Source organism: Nitrospira sp. (genome assembly GCA_029194675.1).
Lineage (GTDB): Bacteria > Nitrospirota > Nitrospiria > Nitrospirales > Nitrospiraceae > Nitrospira_D.
Genome location: JARFXP010000001.1, coordinates 1,728,935 through 1,746,181 on the forward strand (window position 1 = coordinate 1,728,935; position 17,247 = coordinate 1,746,181).

Annotated in this window: 12 protein-coding genes and 1 pseudogene; 10 read left to right on the forward strand and 3 right to left on the reverse strand. The window is 56.2% G+C overall.

What is annotated here, in order from left to right; genetic code table 11:
• The first annotated feature begins 168 nt into the window (after window positions 1-168).
• The 10 genes and pseudogenes from P0120_08480 (at window position 169) to P0120_08525 (ending at window position 13,665) form a co-directional block, all read left to right on the forward strand.
• Entirely contained in the window at window positions 169-1,506 is a 1,338-nt protein-coding gene (locus P0120_08480; GenBank protein MDF0674361.1) for a porin, read from the forward strand.
• Window positions 1,507-1,674: 168 nt separating this feature from the next.
• On the forward strand, window positions 1,675-2,667 hold the full coding sequence (locus P0120_08485) for a phosphate ABC transporter substrate-binding protein (protein ID MDF0674362.1): 993 nt from the start codon (window positions 1,675-1,677) through the stop codon (window positions 2,665-2,667).
• Between the two features lie 121 nt (window positions 2,668-2,788).
• Window positions 2,789-5,110 carry an ABC transporter permease subunit gene (locus P0120_08490; GenBank protein MDF0674363.1) on the forward strand — a complete coding sequence of 774 codons (2,322 nt, stop codon included), beginning with the start codon at window positions 2,789-2,791 and terminating at the stop codon, window positions 5,108-5,110.
• A gap of 55 nt (window positions 5,111-5,165) precedes the next feature.
• A complete protein-coding gene (pstA, locus tag P0120_08495) occupies window positions 5,166-6,581 on the forward strand; it encodes a phosphate ABC transporter permease PstA (protein ID MDF0674364.1) in 1,416 nt (471 codons plus the stop codon).
• 49 nt (window positions 6,582-6,630) lie between these two features.
• Entirely contained in the window at window positions 6,631-7,431 is an 801-nt protein-coding gene (gene pstB / locus P0120_08500) for a phosphate ABC transporter ATP-binding protein PstB (protein MDF0674365.1), read from the forward strand.
• A 3-nt stretch (window positions 7,432-7,434) separates the two neighbouring features.
• Entirely contained in the window at window positions 7,435-8,109 is a 675-nt protein-coding gene (gene phoU, locus P0120_08505; GenBank protein MDF0674366.1) for a phosphate signaling complex protein PhoU, read from the forward strand.
• A gap of 94 nt (window positions 8,110-8,203) precedes the next feature.
• Complete coding sequence (locus P0120_08510; protein MDF0674367.1) at window positions 8,204-10,642, forward strand: DNA translocase FtsK 4TM domain-containing protein; 2,439 nt, start codon at window positions 8,204-8,206, stop codon at window positions 10,640-10,642.
• Entirely contained in the window at window positions 10,639-11,346 is a 708-nt protein-coding gene (locus P0120_08515) for an outer membrane lipoprotein carrier protein LolA (GenBank protein ID MDF0674368.1), read from the forward strand. The genes P0120_08510 and P0120_08515 overlap by 4 nt, the downstream gene beginning before the upstream one ends.
• 123 nt (window positions 11,347-11,469) lie before the next feature.
• Window positions 11,470-12,228: a 2OG-Fe(II) oxygenase gene (locus P0120_08520; protein ID MDF0674369.1), complete on the forward strand. Its 759-nt coding sequence runs from the start codon at window positions 11,470-11,472 to the stop codon at window positions 12,226-12,228.
• Between the two features lie 263 nt (window positions 12,229-12,491).
• Window positions 12,492-13,665, forward strand: a pseudogene (locus P0120_08525) (IS3 family transposase).
• 1,399 nt (window positions 13,666-15,064) lie between these two features.
• On the opposite strand, the gene rplQ reads toward P0120_08525, so the two are convergent.
• From rplQ to rpsD, 3 genes are all read right to left on the reverse strand, one after another.
• On the reverse strand, window positions 15,065-15,496 hold the full coding sequence (rplQ, locus tag P0120_08530) for a 50S ribosomal protein L17 (GenBank protein ID MDF0674370.1): 432 nt from the start codon (window positions 15,494-15,496) through the stop codon (window positions 15,065-15,067).
• 24 nt (window positions 15,497-15,520) lie between these two features.
• On the reverse strand, window positions 15,521-16,522 hold the full coding sequence (locus P0120_08535; protein ID MDF0674371.1) for a DNA-directed RNA polymerase subunit alpha: 1,002 nt from the start codon (window positions 16,520-16,522) through the stop codon (window positions 15,521-15,523).
• A gap of 81 nt (window positions 16,523-16,603) precedes the next feature.
• Complete coding sequence (gene rpsD / locus P0120_08540) at window positions 16,604-17,230, reverse strand: 30S ribosomal protein S4 (protein ID MDF0674372.1); 627 nt, start codon at window positions 17,228-17,230, stop codon at window positions 16,604-16,606.
• Window positions 17,231-17,247: the final 17 nt, after the last annotated feature.

A 17,247-nucleotide genomic window follows, 5' to 3' on the forward strand; every position in this document is an offset into this window, starting at 1 on the left:
CCCGCCTTCCTACTCATCAAATCGTAGCTGATTTAACAAATCAGTAACAATTTCGTAGTGCCATCTTAACCATTGCTCCCTATACCTGTCCCAGATCGTGTGATCTCGCACATCTGGCACAGTGCGAATATGAACTACAGAACCAACTAGGAAATGGAGGGAATTGTAATGAAGGGATGGTGCTTTGCGGTCGGTATGTGTGTGATCGGTCTCTGGTTGGTCTGTAATGCCAATGTGGCCCAAGCCAGCCTGGAGGATCTGCTCTATGAGAAGGGGCAGATCACGAAGGAAGAATGGGTCAAGCTGAAAGCCGATCGGGAAAGAGAAGAAGGGATTATTCAACAGCGGCCGACGACAGAACGATGGTACGACAAACTCAGCATACGAGGCTATACGCAATTTCGCTATAGTTACCTCCCTGACAATAAAGATATCGTCTTCGATGATTCTGATGCCACCATCAATGACCCTTCGGGCTTCACGCTTCGCCGCATGCGCCTCGTTTTTTCAGGTGATGTTACCGATTGGTTGTCCGTCTATATTCAGCCGGATTTCTCCGCCTCTCTTTCGGGCGTGACGGGAGACGCAGGCAATAACTTTGTCCAACTTCGCGACGCCTATGCCGATATCTTTCTCCCCTTACCCCACCTAGCGCCAAAAGAACTGCGGATTCGAGCAGGGCTATCGAAGGTCCCATTTGGCTTTGAAAATATGCAGTCCTCCCAACAGCGCGCCCCCTTCGACCGGAGCGACGCGCTTAATAGCGCGGTGCCGGGAGAGCGGGACCTCGGATTGTTCATTTATTATTCGCCGGCTGAAACCAGAAAATTATTCAGAAGACTTGTCGATTCGGGTCTCAAAGGCGCCGGCGACTACGGCGTCTTCGGTATCGGCGTCTATAACGGTCAAGGCATCAATATCTCGGAACGCAATGATAATAAACATCTCATCGTGCATTCCACCTATCCCCTTGAATTGCCATATGGGCAGATCATCCAGTTCGGCGCGGATGCGTTCCGTGGGACGTTCAATCCCGCTGTGTCAGGTACCGGCCTCCCCGGTGTTCCAAGGGTAGAAGATAACGGGAGTTACCTGGACGAGCGGGTCGCCGTGCATTTTGTGCTCTTTCCTCAACCCGTGGGTATCCAAGTGGAATGGAATTGGGGCCGTGGTCCACGGTTGAACGAAGCCGAAAATGCGATTGAAGACAGCACTCTCCAGGGCGGCTACGTCATGGGGATGTATAGGTGGGAAGTAAATAAGCCCTGGTTGACCCACCTGACACCTTATGTGCGCTGGCAAGAATACGACGGCGGGAGGAAGAACCGGACCAATGCACCGTCCACCGTTGTTCGGGAATGGGAACTCGGGGTCGAGTGGCAAATCGTTAAGGCCCTGGAATTCACGATCGCATGGGCCAACACCGAACGAACGAATACGCGAACGGCCCCATATGGAACTCAGGAAGGGAACATTATCCGTACTCAGCTGCAGTGGAACTACTGAGGATATTTCCTTGTACGGACCTGGTAGAACAGTCCGTGTTTGGGGGTATCTGAGCGTCAAAATTAGATCGACGTAACACCGTGGTAACACGGTGGTAATGCTCGTGTAACGCTTGGGCACTAGGATTACGCTCCTCCTTACCACCAGGAAACGATGAAAGGAGTGTCGATGAAAATATCAGCCAAACGATTCAGTCTGTGTGGCTTCGCCCTGCTAGGAGCCCTTGCTTCGGGATTCCCTCCGGCCTATGCCGATGACGTGATCGTGTTGGACACAGCCTTGAAAGGGTATGTCAAGGTCAGCGGGGTATCGGGCAATCTCAACAGCATTGGTTCGGACACGCTTAATAATCTTATGACGCTCTGGGCCGAAGGCTTTCGCAAGCAATATCCAAGCGTCAAAATACAAATCGAAGGGAAGGGCTCAAGCACCGCGCCTCCGGCCTTGATCGAAGGCACAGCGCAACTTGGGCCGATGTCCCGTACGATGAAAAACACCGAGGCCGATTCCTTCGAAAGAAAGTTCAGATATAAACCTACCGCGTTCCCTGTGGCTATCGATGCGCTTGCCGTCTACGTGAACAAAGACAACCCTGTCCAGGGATTCACGATGGCGCAGATCGATGCGATCTTCTCCAAAACTCGTCGGCTTGGGGCTTCAGCAAACTTCGAACGGTGGGCTCAGTTGGGAATTACTGGAGAAGTGGCGGATTCTCCGATTAGTCTTTATGGCCGTAACTCGGCTTCCGGCACCTACGGATTTTTCAAGGAGTATGCGCTGAAAAACGGCGACTTCAAGGATGAAGTCAAAGAACAGCCCGGCTCTGCATCGGTGGTGCAGGGGGTCACAGAGGATCAAGCGGGGATCGGCTACAGTGGTATCGGCTATATGACGTCCGGTGTGCGAGCTATCCCCGTGGCTGAAAAAGAAGGAGCGCCCTTCATTGCTCCGACGCAGCAGAATGCCCTGAACGGGTCGTATCCACTCTGGCGTCATCTGCTGATCTACGTCAACAAAGCACCCAACAAGCCGCTCGATCCGCTCGTGAAGGAGTTCATCAAGTTTGTTTATAGCAAAGAAGGGCAAGCCATCGTCATTAAGGATGGTTTCTTCCCTCTCCCACAATCTCTGATTGAAAAGGAAGTGGTAAAAGTCGAATAGGTTTTAAGCCTCGATCTGGTAAGGATCAGCAATGAAGAGTGTGAGGTCGTGCACGATCCTGGGAGAAGTACTCAACGGATGGCGAGGTGACAACGTCTGGGAGAGAAACCGCAGTTAGATCATGAACATACCGCCATTCAGTTCGACACCCGCTACCCAAGGAGAGCATGCTTCAGGCTGGGGTTCAATTCCGACCCAGGCTCTTGTGGGTGGACTGTTCAGTCGACGCCAAATCAGATCAATCACGGATAAGTTCACACGTTTAATCATCAAGACAGGCGGGATCAGCATCATCCTTTGCATTCTGGGGATGTGTGTCTTTCTGGTGGGAGAAGTCATCCCACTCTTTCAAGCGCCCCACGCGACCTCGACCGAACCCATTTCACTCTCTCCGCTTGAGCGGCCATCGACCTCAGCCCTCACCGGCATCGACGAACAGCAAGAACTCGCCTATGTGCTACGCGGTGACTCCTTGGAGTTTGTCTTCTTAGGAGGAGCCACATCCCCCGTATCAACAATTCCTTCGCGAGGTTTGTTGCCGGACGGCTCCGTCACAGCGGTAGCGCGAGCTTTCGGGAAGGGGCACTCCCTCGCCATGGGTACGGGGGACGGGCGTGTCATCCCTGTGACGATCGACTTTACCCATGAGTTCAAAGGCAACGATCGCACGATCTCTCCGTCCGTCACGGTCGGGGTACCGATCGTTGCCACACCGACTCCACAAGCGATCACCAAAATGGCCTACCAGAGGACGGAATCCGATGTTCGGGTCGCGGCACTGCTGCAAGACCAACATCTCTGGCTGACCACGAGCCGAACAACATCGCGCCCGGATGGCACGGCCGCTGCCTCTATCACGCAAGTCGACCTCACGTCCACTGTACCAGGCCGGATCACCGCACTTACGCTCGGGAGTCGGGCGGAGATTCTTGCGGTGGGAACAGCAGAGGGCAAACTGTACCAACTGGACGTACGGACACCAGCGCAGCCTGTTTTGACCGAGACGACACAGGCATCCGAGCGAGAGGAGGCCATTACCGCGCTCGCTTACTTGATGGGCGACCGATCGCTCGTCGTCGGGAGCGCCTCGGGACAGCTTACCGTGTGGATGCCTGTGCGCGAGCATCCTGGAACGAATGTCACCCAGATGAAACCCATCCATCTGTTTACCCCTCATCTGAGCGCGGTCACCGACATCACGATTTCCCAACGGGATAAGGGATTCATCACCACCGATGCCGGGGGAGAAATCCGGTTGCATCACTCGACGTCCGAACAAACGTTGCTGACTCTCACGCCACAACAGGGGGCGCTCCGCAGCACCTATTTTTCTCCGAAAGCCGATGGCCTGGTGGGCTTGACTGAGGATAATCGCCTGGTCCACTACCACATTGCGAATCCATATCCGGAGATTACATGGGCAACCTTGTTCTCCCCGGTCTGGTACGAAGGTTATGATCAACCAAAACTTGTCTGGCAATCCTCGAGCGGGTCGGACGACTTTGAGCCAAAGTTCAGCCTGACTCCGCTCATCTTTGGTACCGTAAAGGGCACCTTCTATGCCGTTTTACTGGCGGTTCCGCTGGCAGTCTTGGCGGCGATTTACACCGCGATGTTCATGCATCCGGACCTGCGAGCCAAGATCAAACCGACGATTGAAATCATGGCGGCGCTTCCCACCGTGGTTCTCGGATTTCTGGCCGGACTCTGGTTTGCGCCGGTTTTGGAGCGGAACCTCCCGGCCATGGCCGGGATGCTGCATGTGATTCCCTTGGCCATCCTCGTTTCTGCCGCGCTTTATCTGATGTTGCCGGCCTCCCTTCGCCACCGTGTCCGGCCGGGCGTCGAAGCGTTGCTCATCATGCCGATTGTCGTCGCCGTTGTCTGGGGCTGTCTTGAGACCAACGCGTGGTGGGAAGCATTCCTCTTCGATGGCAACTATAAGAAATGGCTGGATGCGCACCTCGGCCTAAATTATGACCAACGGAATGCCATCGTCGTCGGCGTAGCCATGGGGTTCGCCATCATTCCCATCATCTATAGTATTTCGGAGGAGGCCCTTTCAAACGTTCCCAAGAATCTGATCGCCGGCTCCTTAGCCCTTGGTGCGACCCGATGGCAAACACTTGCCCATCTCGTCCTCATCTCCGCCAGTCCTGGCATCTTCTCGGCTCTGATGATCGGACTTGGCCGAGCTGTCGGAGAGACCATGATCGTCCTGATGGCGACCGGCAATACGCCGATCATGGATTGGAGCCTCTTCAACGGGTTTCGAACCCTCTCCGCAAATATCGCAGTCGAAATTCCTGAAGCCCCACACGGTGGCACCTTGTATCGCACACTCTTCTTGGCGGGGCTGCTCCTCTTTGTGGCCACCTTTATCCTCAACACGGCAGCCGAGCTGATTCGACAACGACTCAGGGAGAAATACAGTCAATTCTAACTTGAACAGGATTCATGGCGAAAAGCTCAGGTAATCTGATACCAAGAGTGGCCCGATGAAATTGTGGGTCAAGCAGTTTTTTGGCAGCGGCGAACTCTTCATTTGGAGCTGCGGTGCAGGACTCTCCCTCTCGCTCCTCATGATCGGGGGACTCCTCGTTCTCATCGTCATCAACGGCTTCGGCTATTTCTGGCCAGCTGACCTGGTCGAATTGACCCTGAAAGACGGAAAACACGTGATCGGCCAGTTAGCCGGTGAAGAAGTGAGTCCGAAAGGGATCCCACGCATCAGGATAAAGATCGGCAATCGAGATCTCTACGGGTTGGACTATCGGTGGATCAATACCGATCAGATCATTGAACAGACCAAGCCGGTCGATCTCGTCATGGTGGAACGACGCGAGTGGGGTAACTTCTATGGACGTCTGCGGACGCTTGTCGAGGAAGACCAGGTCGTAGCCGATGGCGCGGATGCCGTATGGCAGTCCCTACCGCCCCTGCTTCGGCATGCGGAATCGAGCGAGGCGGAGAATGAGTACAGCTTGCTCGTCGTCGACGCCAATGGCAAAGAAAAATCCATGTCGCTCGGCCAAGTCATGCGGGTCCTGAGACCCAACGATCTTTCGACCTTGGAAAAGGTCTGGGTCTATGTCGGCAACGTCTGGACAGTTTTGACGACGGAACCACGCGAAGCCAATACGGAGGGTGGGATCTTTCCGGCCATTTTCGGCACCGTCATGATGGTGATCATCATGAGCTTGGTTGTGACTCCCTTCGGCGTCATCGGCGCCCTGTACCTCAGAGAGTATGCCCCCCAGGGAGTCATCGTGCGGACCGTTAGGATTGCCGTCAACAATCTCGCCGGGGTTCCCTCGATCGTCTTCGGCGTGTTCGGCTTAGGATTTTTTGTGTATGGCGTCGGCGGTACGATTGATGCGCTGTGGTTCTCTGAGCGATTACCGACTCCGACCTTTGGAACGGGTGGCATCCTCTGGGCCTCTTTGACGCTGGCGCTCTTGACCGTTCCCGTCGTGATCGTCGCGACCGAAGAGGGATTGGCTGCAGTACCGCGAGAATACCGGGAAGGATCAGTCGGGTTGGGTGCCACCAAATGGGAAACGATGTGGAGGGTTGTCCTTCCTACGGCGCTCCCGGGGATTCTGACCGGACTGATTCTAGCCATGGCTCGCGCGGCCGGCGAGGTCGCTCCGTTGATGTTGACCGGGGTGGTGAAGCTGGCCCCTGCTATGCCGATCGACGCGATCTGGCCGTTTCTACACTTGGACCGAAAATTCATGCACTTGGGGTTTCATATCTATGATGTGGGTTTCCAATCGCCGAACGTTGAGGCCGCCAAGCCGATGGTGTATGTCACCACATTGGTATTGATTCTTGTGGTTGTGATACTTAACCTCACAGGCATCGTTTTAAGAAATAGACTGAGGAGGAAATATGCTGGATCAGCAGTTTGAAATAAAGTCCAGTGTCTCACCCCCTTCTTCCACTCTGGAGATGGAGAGTATGGACTCCGATGATTTCAAGGTGCCGCATCAGCCCAGTGCTCAAGAGAAGCCCAAGCTTCGGGTGCAGGGCTTCAACTTTTTCTACGGGCCGGTCCAGTCCCTGTTTAATATCGACATGGATATTCCCCAGAATCAAGTGACCGCGTTCATTGGGCCTTCCGGGTGCGGAAAATCCACGTTGTTACGATGCATGAACCGCTTGAACGACCTCATCGAGGGCGCACGGCATAAGGGAAATATCCTCATTGACGAGGTCGATATCTTTAACCCGATGATCGATACCACGGATCTTCGGAAACGTGTAGGGATGGTGTTTCAAAAATCCAATCCCTTCCCAAAATCGATCCATGAAAATGTCGAGTACGGTCCTCGGTTGCAAGGCTTGAAGAACCGGACGGTGTTGGCAGAGATCGTCGAAAGAAGTCTCCGAGGGGCCGGCTTATGGGAAGAAGTGAAGGACCGACTTCACAAGAGCGCCCTCGGCTTATCCGGCGGTCAGCAGCAGCGTCTCTGCATCGCTCGGGCCCTCGCGGTCAAGCCGGAGGTTCTTCTAATGGACGAGCCCTGTTCCGCGCTGGATCCGATCGCCACGGGGACCATCGAAGAATTGCTGTTTTCGCTCAAGAAGGAGTTGACAGTCGTCATCGTGACGCACAACATGCAGCAAGCGGCACGGGTGTCCGATTTGACGGCCTTCATGTACCTTGGCCAATTGGTAGAGTTCGGGCTCACAAAACAGCTGTTCACGAACCCTTCGAAGAAGCAAACGGAAGACTACATCACTGGGCGATTCGGGTGACCTATGGTTCAACAACGACATTTCGACGAAGAACTTGCACAATTAAAGATGAAGCTGGTGCAAATGGCCGGTCTTGCCGAAGATCAGATCGATAAGGCGTTGACCGCCCTGGTCACGCGCGATGCGGCCCTGGCCTGCCGAGTAATCGAACGAGACCACAAGGTCAACGCAATGGACGTGGAGATCGACGAGGCGTCTATTGAGTTGTTAGCGCTCCACCAGCCTGCGGCGCGCGATCTTCGGTTGGTGACCACGGCCATGAAACTGTCCACTGAGCTCGAGCGCATCAGCGACCTGGCGGAAAGTATCTGTGAGCGAGCGATCGAACTGAACGAAGAACCTCAACTCAAGCCCTACATCGATATCCCGAGGATGGGGAGCCTTGCACGGGTGATGGTGAAGGAAGGCATCGATGCCTTCGTCAAAGAGGACTCGAAGCTGGCCAGAAAAGTAATCGTGGATGATGATTTTGTCGACGATTTGATGGAACAGTTGTTTCGAGAGTTGCTCTCCTTTATGATGGAAAAGCCAGAGACTATTAGTCGTGCCATTCGATTGAGCTTTATCGCCAAGTCTCTCGAGCGAGTGGCCGATCATGCGACCAATATCGCCGAGCTCGTGGTCTACCTGGTTGAAGGCAAGATCATCCGGCATACATCACCACCGGTTCCGTTATAACGCCCCGATTTCTTCCTATCCAGGGCGCACCAGACCAGAAGCATGAATGCCCGTTTGTTTGAAATGACTCTGCCCCTGTGCTAGCATCCCCCGCATGGGTGCCACCACGAGGGCTAAGCGGAGAGAAGCCCGCCGCGCCCCATCCCCCTCTTCTCATATTCAGCGCGAAGTGATCGGCGTGATCTTGATCGCGTTGAGCTTGCTCATGCTCTTGAGCCTTTTATCATTTGTACCGGGGGAGGCGAAGATTGTGGCGGCCGGTGCAGCGAACGCCGACCCGCCTCGAAATCTCATCGGTTCATTCGGAGCTCTCTTGGCCGGAGCTGTTTTTTATGGTCTCGGTGGAGCGGCCTATCTCTTTCCCGTGTTGCTGGGGCGGTTGGGATTTCGCTGTTTCTCTCAGGTGCCGGTGAGTCTCAGGCTACGGACGGCCGCCAGTTCCCTAGCAGCGGTATTCTTTTTAGGTGCTTTTCTGCATCTTGAAACAACGGGGGTTCCGACACTAACCAGCGGGTTGATTTCCCGTGGGATGGCTGGTGGTGTCGTCGGTCTGACAATCGCCGAGGGGCTCCGTGCCGTCTTTGCCGGAACCGGAGCCCATATCCTGATTATTACGGGATTTCTCGTGTCTCTTCTTCTGACAACGCCTCTGTCGCTGGTCGAAGCCGTGCGTCGGATGCCGGAACATTGGGCCGTTCTCCGCGAGGGCCTGTCCGCAGTGATGCCTGAGCGATCAATCGAGGTCCAGAAGGAGTCCGTCAATCGACGGTCACGGGTGAAGTCTTCCAGGCCAACCGCCGTCACCCAGGAAGAAGCGTCGGCTGTTGAAAGGATCGAAGGGTCAGAACCGAGCCCAACTCCGTCATCACCGGGTCCGGTCATCCAGCCATTCCCTGTCATAGCCGCGACCGTTGACGCGCAAACGACTGAACCGGAACCGGTTGTTCCACCGGCTGAGCCTGTGGATTATCAGCTGCCTGACCCTGAGATTCTGTTAAGCGATCCTTCAGGACCCCTGGATCGGATGTCGGATGAAGAATTAAGAGCGCAGTCCGAGGTCTTGTCGCGAGCATTGATGAGCTTCGGCATCGAGGGTATCGTGACGGAAGTAAGGCCCGGTCCCGTCGTCACGATGTACGAATTCGAGCCGGCGCCCGGCACGAAGGTGGCCCGCATCGTGAATCTGGCTGATGACCTTGCGTTGGCTCTCAAGGCAACGAGTCTACGCATCGTGGCGCCGTTGCCGGGGAAATCAGTGGTCGGGATCGAAGTGCCGAACCGGTCTCGAGAGACGGTGTCGCTGAAGGAAGTCGTCATGAGCGATGCCTTTCGTCGTGCAAGGTCCAGACTGACACTGGCGTTGGGCAAGGACATCTTCGGCGCCCCGATGACGGCCGATCTGAAGACGATGCCGCATCTCTTGGTAGCCGGCGCCACCGGCGCCGGGAAGAGTGTCAGTTTGAACACGATGTTGCTCAGCATTCTCTTTTCCGCCAAGCCCAGTGAAGTGAAACTCCTGCTTATTGACCCAAAGATGCTCGAGTTCCAATCGTATGAGGGAATTCCGCATCTGTTACGACCGGTGATTACCGAGCCGAAATCCGCCGCAAGAGGGCTGGGTTGGGTCGTTGCTGAAATGGAACGGCGGTACAAGTTGCTGGCGGAGGCTGGCGTGCGGAATGTCGATGCGTACAATCGCAAGGTCGTCGGATTGCATGAGGCGCTTGCTGAAAATCACCTAACGGGCGTTGAGCAGACTGAGCTCCCGATGCAGTTTCTCTCAGAAGAGGAGCGTCTCTCTGCCGGTGAAAGCTCGATTGCCGAGGGTGAACGGGGTTGCATGCAGCCAAAACCGACGCCGCCGGAGCCGCTGCCTTTTATCGTCGTCATGATCGATGAGCTGGCGGATCTGATGATGGTGGCTCCGAAAGATGTGGAAGATAAGATCGCCCGGCTCGCACAGATGGCACGGGCTTCCGGCATTCATCTGGTGCTGGCAACCCAACGCCCGTCCGTCGATGTACTGACCGGCTTGATCAAAGCGAATTTCCCTGCACGGATCGCGTTTCAAGTGTCTTCGAAGACCGACTCACGAACCATTCTCGATGCGAATGGAGCGGAGGCTCTCCTCGGCCGAGGCGATATGCTGTACCTGGCCTCCGGCACCGGCCGCCTCGCTCGTCTGCATGGATCTTTTGTCTCGGACGACGATGTCCGTTCAGTTGTTGAGTTTGTGAAGAAACAAGCGCTCCCGATCTACAATCAGGAGCTGCAATCCCTGAAGATAGAGGAAGCGGCAGAGGAGGATGCCAAAGACGAGGTGTATGAACAGGCCAAAGATCTGGTCCTGTCAACCGGACAGGCATCGGCCTCGTTGATTCAGCGTCGACTGCGGGTCGGCTATCCTCGCGCGGCCCGTATGATTGAACAAATGGAGACAGAGGGCATCGTGGGGGCAGCGGGTCGCGATGGGCGTCGGGAGGTGCTTGGTCGGCGTGGTCCGGTGGGAGCGGCGGAAGCAGCGGAAGCATGATGCGTTGGTGGCTTACAGCTCCATTGATTGTCGCGCTCGTCTTGCCGGCCTGGGGGGCAGACGGGCCGATTGATGAAAAGGCGTTGCAGGAAGTTCGCGAAGTCGTCAAGCAACTGCAAGCTCGATACGAAAAAACGAAAGATCTGCAGGCCGACTTTTCTCAGAAAACGAAGATTGAGGGGTTCGAGCGGCCCGTGACGTCAGCCGGCAAGGTGTATATCAAAAAGCCAGGCCGCTTGCGATGGGACTATTTGGATCCGGCGACTGAGCAAATCTATGTGAACCAGGAAGATGTGAAGGTGTACGTCCCCGAACATAAGCAGGTTCTGGTCGGGAAATTGACTCAGATGGCCGCCTCCAAAGCACCGTTGGAACTGTTGCAGGGAGCGGCCAAATTGGATGAGTCGTTTGACGTTGAACCCACCATTGGAAAAAGCAGGGGGCTTGGTGGGATCCCCCTTATCACGCTGATTCCCAAAGCCAAGGATCAGGAATCCGCCCAGAATCTTCAGAAAATCATCGTCGAGGTCTTCCCTAAAACCCATTATATCCGTACGGTGTCACTCCATGAGATCAGCGGCAATGTCGCCGTCTTTGAATTTTCAAACTTGAAACCAAACCTGGGATTAGGTAATGAGGTGTTCGACTTTAAGACACCGTCGGATGCGGAAGTCGTCAGGGCTCCGGTGTTGAACGGACCCTAGTCCTACGACGACCGCGTCACATGTCACTGGTCAAGCGCCGAGCGGTGGTAGAGGAGGAAATGCCTCACGATGGGCGCCTGACAAATGACGGTTGAGATCTGGACTCAAGGAGGTGCGTGAGGCATGACAGTTGAAACGGGATCCGTGGTCGAAGCCGTCGATCAAGCGGTGGCAAGATTGGATTTCGAACGGCTTCACCAGGAATATTGGGAGCAAAACGAATTCCTGGTGATCAAACAATTCCTGCCCCGTGCCTTGGTCGCGGAGGTGTTCGTCCCTCAGGCTCAAGGGGTGAAAGCAGAACTCAATCGAAACTACATTCCTGGGCATAAGAAAGGCGGGAGCGTCAGTTATTATACCGTGCAGGAGAAAGCTCCCCGCTTTCTCGACCTCTACCGCTCTGAATCATTCAGGCAATTCTTGAACCGTCTCGTTAACGCAAAGTTGATGTACTGCCCAGACAACGATCCCCATTCCTGCGCCCTCTACTACTACACTGAACCGGGCGACCATATCGGCTTCCACTACGATACGTCATACTATAAGGGCGCTCGTTACACGATCTTGATGGGGCTTGTTGATCGGTCAACCCAGTGCAAGTTGGTGTGTGAGCTTTTCAAAGACCACCCGACCAAGCAGCCGCGCCACCTTGAGCTGATCACTGAACCCGGCGATATGGTGATTTTCAATGGGGACAAGCTCTGGCATGCGGTCACGCCGCTCGGAGAAGGTGAAGAGCGGATTGCTTTGACGATGGAGTATGTCACCAATGCGGAGATGGGCACAATCAAGCGGCTCTATTCTAACCTCAAAGATTCCTTCGGGTATTTCGGATTCGCTACGGTCTTCAAGCGAGCCCTGGGTCTAAACCGATCCAAGTGATGAATTCGTCTCCGGGCTGGGTCGCCGTTCCTGATCCAACTCACCGTCTAAGACAACGCCCTGCCGATGACACGACGAAGTATCCCGCATAACTCTCCTCTATTCCACGGTTTGGTCAAGCGAGCATACGCGCGTAGAGGCCCCAGGTCCCTGTTCGAAGCCGTTAGCCCGTCTTCCGCAGGTAACAAGGCTGCAACGAGTTCTGTGCTAGGCTCGAAAAAGTGGACGCCTTCAACCTATGATCTGAGGTCTGGAGGTGTGAGATGGAACGAGTTCCGCGACAGCAGTATACGAAGGAGTTCCGTGAGCAAGCGGTGCAGCTGGTCCTGGAACAGAAGTTGACGATTCCAGAGGTAGCAAGACGCCTGGCCATGTCGGGCAAGACGCTCGAGAACTGGGTGTGTCGAGCCCGGCGCGGTCAGCTCGCGACGCTGGGGGAGAGCCGACGGCCCGTGACAGAGCTGGAGGCCGAGGTCTCTCGGCTGAAGCGCGACCTGGCCGAGGCGCGGATGGAGCGCGACATCTTAAAAAAAGCCACCGCGTACTTTGCCAAGGCGCAGCTGCCCGGTACGCGCTCATGAGGACGCTGCGGCCCCAGTATCCCCTGAGTGTGTTGTGTCGGGTGCTGGAGGTGTCCCGAAGTGGGTACTATGCCTGGCGCACGCGCCGTCCCTCGAAGCGCGCTCAGGAGAACGCGCGCCTAGAAGTGGCGATCCAGGCCGCGCATGTGCGCACCCGGCAGACCTATGGGCCGGAACGTCTCCAAGCGGAATTGCGTGAGGATGGGTTCCCCGCTGGGGTCGGACGCATCAAACGGCTACGCAAGAAACTGAGACTACGTTGCAAACAGGTGCGCTGGTTCACGACCACGACGGATTCAAAGCACTCGCTGCCGGTGGCGGAGAATGTCTTGGCCCAAACGTTTGTCGCCACGCGCCCGAACGAGACCTGGGTCACCGACATCACGTATATCCCCACCGCAGAAGGGTGGTTGTATCTGGCGGGGATCAAAGATCTGTATACATGTGAGGTGGTTGGGCATGCGATGGGGGCGCGGATGACGACGGACTTGGTGCAGGGGGCGCTCAGGAACGCTCTCGACACCAAGCGCCCGGCCCCGGGGCTCATTCATCATTCTGATCGCGGCTCTCAATATTGTGCCCAGGACTATCAAGCGCAATTGCGGCAGTTCGGCCTGACCCCGTCTATGAGTCGGAAGGCAACTGCTATGATAACGCGCCGATGGAGAGTTTCTGGGGAACGCTCAAGAATGAGCTGGTGCACCACCGGCGGTATGAAACACGGGAGCAGGCTCGGCGAGAGATCACGGAGTACATCGAGCTCTTCTATAACCGTCAGCGTCGGCATTCCAGGCTGGGAAATTGCTCGCCCGCGGTGTTTGCCCAGCAGTGGGCCCGTCAGCTGCCGGCGGCGTGAGACTGCAACTCATGGCGTCCACTATTGACAACCGGGGTCATTCTTCCCATACGTTAGCTGGACGATCAGGCCATTGTCGTCATGACCTGTTCGAGTCCCGTGGGTTGGGTGGGGAGCAGCAGCGTCATCCGCTGAAGCCGCCCCGTCAGGTCCTTGGGAGCGGTCGCTCCCATCCTGAGCCGGCGGGTGTTCTCCCGTGTTGGCCGGGGCCCAGCAAGGGATTGCCGGGCCCGCCTCTCCTCGAAGCGTGTCCTCGGAGCCGTGCCGAGCCCCGCTGCGTTCATCCCCTGCGGGAGCGATCGCCACCGCGTCAGGGCCAGGACACCCACCAGGCTGTGGGCGTGAGTCCGGGCCTGGTTCTGGGGGAAGAGCGGGCGCAGCCCCACGGCGTGTGTGTCGAGACGGAAACGGTCTTCGCCCTCGGTCAGCTGGCTCGCGGTCTTCCCCACGGTCTTGGGATCACGCGCAGTCCCGCGGCGGGCGTGGCCGCCGGTTTCACGCGCCCAGTGGGACCGGGCTTCGTTCTGTGTGATGGGGAGGGAGCGTCGGGCGTCTGTTCCGCCGCCGCCCGCGTTGCCGGTGACCGTGAACCGGGCGGCGGCCCGGCTCAATACTCGTCCGATCTGCCGCGCGACGTTCTAAAGTCGGTGGCGGGGAGGGCAGCCAACAGACACCCGAACGGGGCGCCAACGCGTTCGCCGTCGTGCGTGTGTCAAGGCCGGCCACACGCATCCTTGTGTGGCCGCCGCGCCTCCAGGGCCCGCGAGAGCCGGTCCTCGGTGCTCGTCTCTCCGGGCACTCCCCGCCGAGCGTCACGAGCCGTCTGGTCCTCCCCTGACTCGGCGATCGGCCCCTCAGAGGACGGGGCGCAGCACCGGGCACGCGTCAACCGAGCGGCCATGCCCGACCACGGGATCTCCGCTCGACCGGACGGGAGAGGCTCCCGGCAGCAGTCGGCCCGGCCCAGCTTCTTCCAGAGCAGCAAGCCCCGGTCGCCAGCGCCCACATGCCGCACCCGCTCGACACGCACCCCGGGGATGTTGCCCGTCGTCCCTGATGGGTGCCGAGTATTGACGGCTGCCCACGTCCGGGCAAGGGGGCGGACTGCACGACACGCCCTGGCCTGAGAGCAGGCCCTGAAATCAGGCTGCGTTCAGGACAGCAGAAGAGCAAGCGCGTCACTTTCCCACGGCAAACTGCGGAAGACGGGCTAGCCACTTCCTTCAGCGCTGACCTTGCGGCCAGTCACCTTGTGGTTCGTGTGGATCGCTGCGACCAACTCCCCAGAGGACTTGCACCTCCTATCCATCACCCATGCTGGGCGCACAAACAAAAAGACTCCCATGTGTTGCCACATGGGAGTCTCGATATTGGCAGCAGAATAGTCGCGACCAAAAAACTACGGCGATGTTCCGGCCTCGGTGGATGCAGGTTGAGCAGTACGAGTCTCGGACTTTTTCTTTATGGCTGGTTCCTGACGAGATACTAATTCGATAGCAACCATTTCAGCCGCATCGCCAATACGGCGACGAGTTTTGATGATCCTGGTGTACCCACCGGATCGATCTTTGAATCGTGTCGCCACATCACTAAATAGCTTAGACACAACGGCCTTACTGCGAAGAAATCCTAAGGCTCGACGGCGCGCCGGCAGCGTACCTTCCTTGCCAAGGGTGATCATGCGATCGGTAAACCCTCGTATCTCTTTAGCCTTGGCTCCTGTGGTCTCAATGCGCTCCTGGTCTAACAACGAGGTCACTAAGTTCCGAAACAATGCCCCTCGATGCTTCGTCTGCCGCCCAAGTTGTCGCCCCTTTTTTCTATGTCGCACGGTAATCCTTTTGATTCGAACGCGTCATTCAGGTTTTGGGCTTCCATTGTGTGGAGGCCCGGCCTCTATCTTTGTTCCTAACGAAAGTCCCATTTCAGAAAGAATTTCTTTAATTTCGTTGAGGGATTTTTTCCCGAAGTTTTTTGTCCTGAGCATCTCACCTTCCGACTTTTGCACAAGGTCGGCGATTGTCTTGATATTCGCATTCTTCAGACAATTGGCCGCCCGAACGGACAATTCCAACTCATTCACGCTACGAGCAAGATTCTTGTTCACTTCCCGCTGAGATTCCTCGTAGCCCGCTTCGCTCTTCCCATCGCTGCGCTCTTCAGGATTGATAAAAATATCCAGATGTTCACGCAATATCCCGGCCCCGGTAGAAAGGGCGTCGCGAGGGCTGATGGTGCCGTCTGTCCAGATCTCCATCGTCAGTTTGTCATAGTCGGTCATACGGCCGACCCGCGCATTCTCGACATGGAAATTGACCCTCCTGATCGGAGAGAAAATGGAATCGATGGCTATCACCCCGATCGACAATCCCTCTTCTTTGTTACGCTCGGCCGGTACATAACCACGGCCATGTTTCACTGTCATCTCGATGTCCAGCGTCGCATCCTTGTCGAGAGTGGCGATGTGCAAATCAGGCGTCAGAATCGTCACGTCACCATCGTGAAGAATGTCTGACCCCTTTGCTTCTCCAGGCCCCTTCTTTTTCAACCGTATCGTTTTCGGTTTACCCGTGTGGAGCGCCAGACGCAAGCTCTTGATATTCAGAATGATTGCCGTGACATCTTCCGCCACACCAGAAATCGTCGAAAACTCGTGCACGACCCCTTCAATCTTCACAGTGGTCACCGCAGCCCCTGTGAGCGACGACAACAATATGCGACGGAGGGCATTACCGATCGTGGTGCCAAACCCCCGTTCAAACGCTTCCGTGGTGAATCGTCCAAATGTGGGAGAATGTGCATCCTTGTCGACTTCCACCCGCATTGGGATCTGAAAGTCTTTCATCGCTTTGATCATGACCCACCCTCCATACCATCGAATAACTATGACCTCGACAGATAACCCCGATTTCGAAAGAACCCACCTCAGAACAGCGAACTATCGCGAGTATAATTCCACGACCATCTGTTCGTTGACCGGCAACGTGATCTGCTCCTTAGCCGGCAATGCGCGAACGGTGCCCTTGAACGCTCCTTTGTCAAGCTCAAGCCAATCAGGAATGCCTCGACTATCAACCGATTCCAATGCTGCCTGGATTGCGGCCAAGTCCCGACTCCGTTCACGAATTTCAATCACATCTCCCGGTTTCACCAGTGCCCCGGCCACCGTGATCTTCTTACCGTTGATGGTGAAATGACCATGACTCACCATCTGACGAGCTTGCTTGCGCGATGCACCGAACCCTAATCGATAGGCGACATTGTCCACGCGACATTCGAGTAAACGCAACAGGGCGTCGCCCGTGACGCCGGTCTGTCGTTCTGCACGTTCAAAGACGCCGCGGAATTGGCGTTCCTGAAGGCCGTAGATCCGACGCAGCTTCTGCTTTTCGCGCAGCTGCAGACTATAGTCAGAAGTTCGCTGTCGTCCCTGCCCATGTTGGCCAGGCGGATAACTCCGGCGCTCGACCGCGCACTTCTCCGTCATACAACGCGTGCCTTTGAGAAAAAGTTTCTCACCTTCTCGCCGACACAACCGACAGACTGGACCACGATACTTTGCCACTGCTCCCTCCTCGCAAC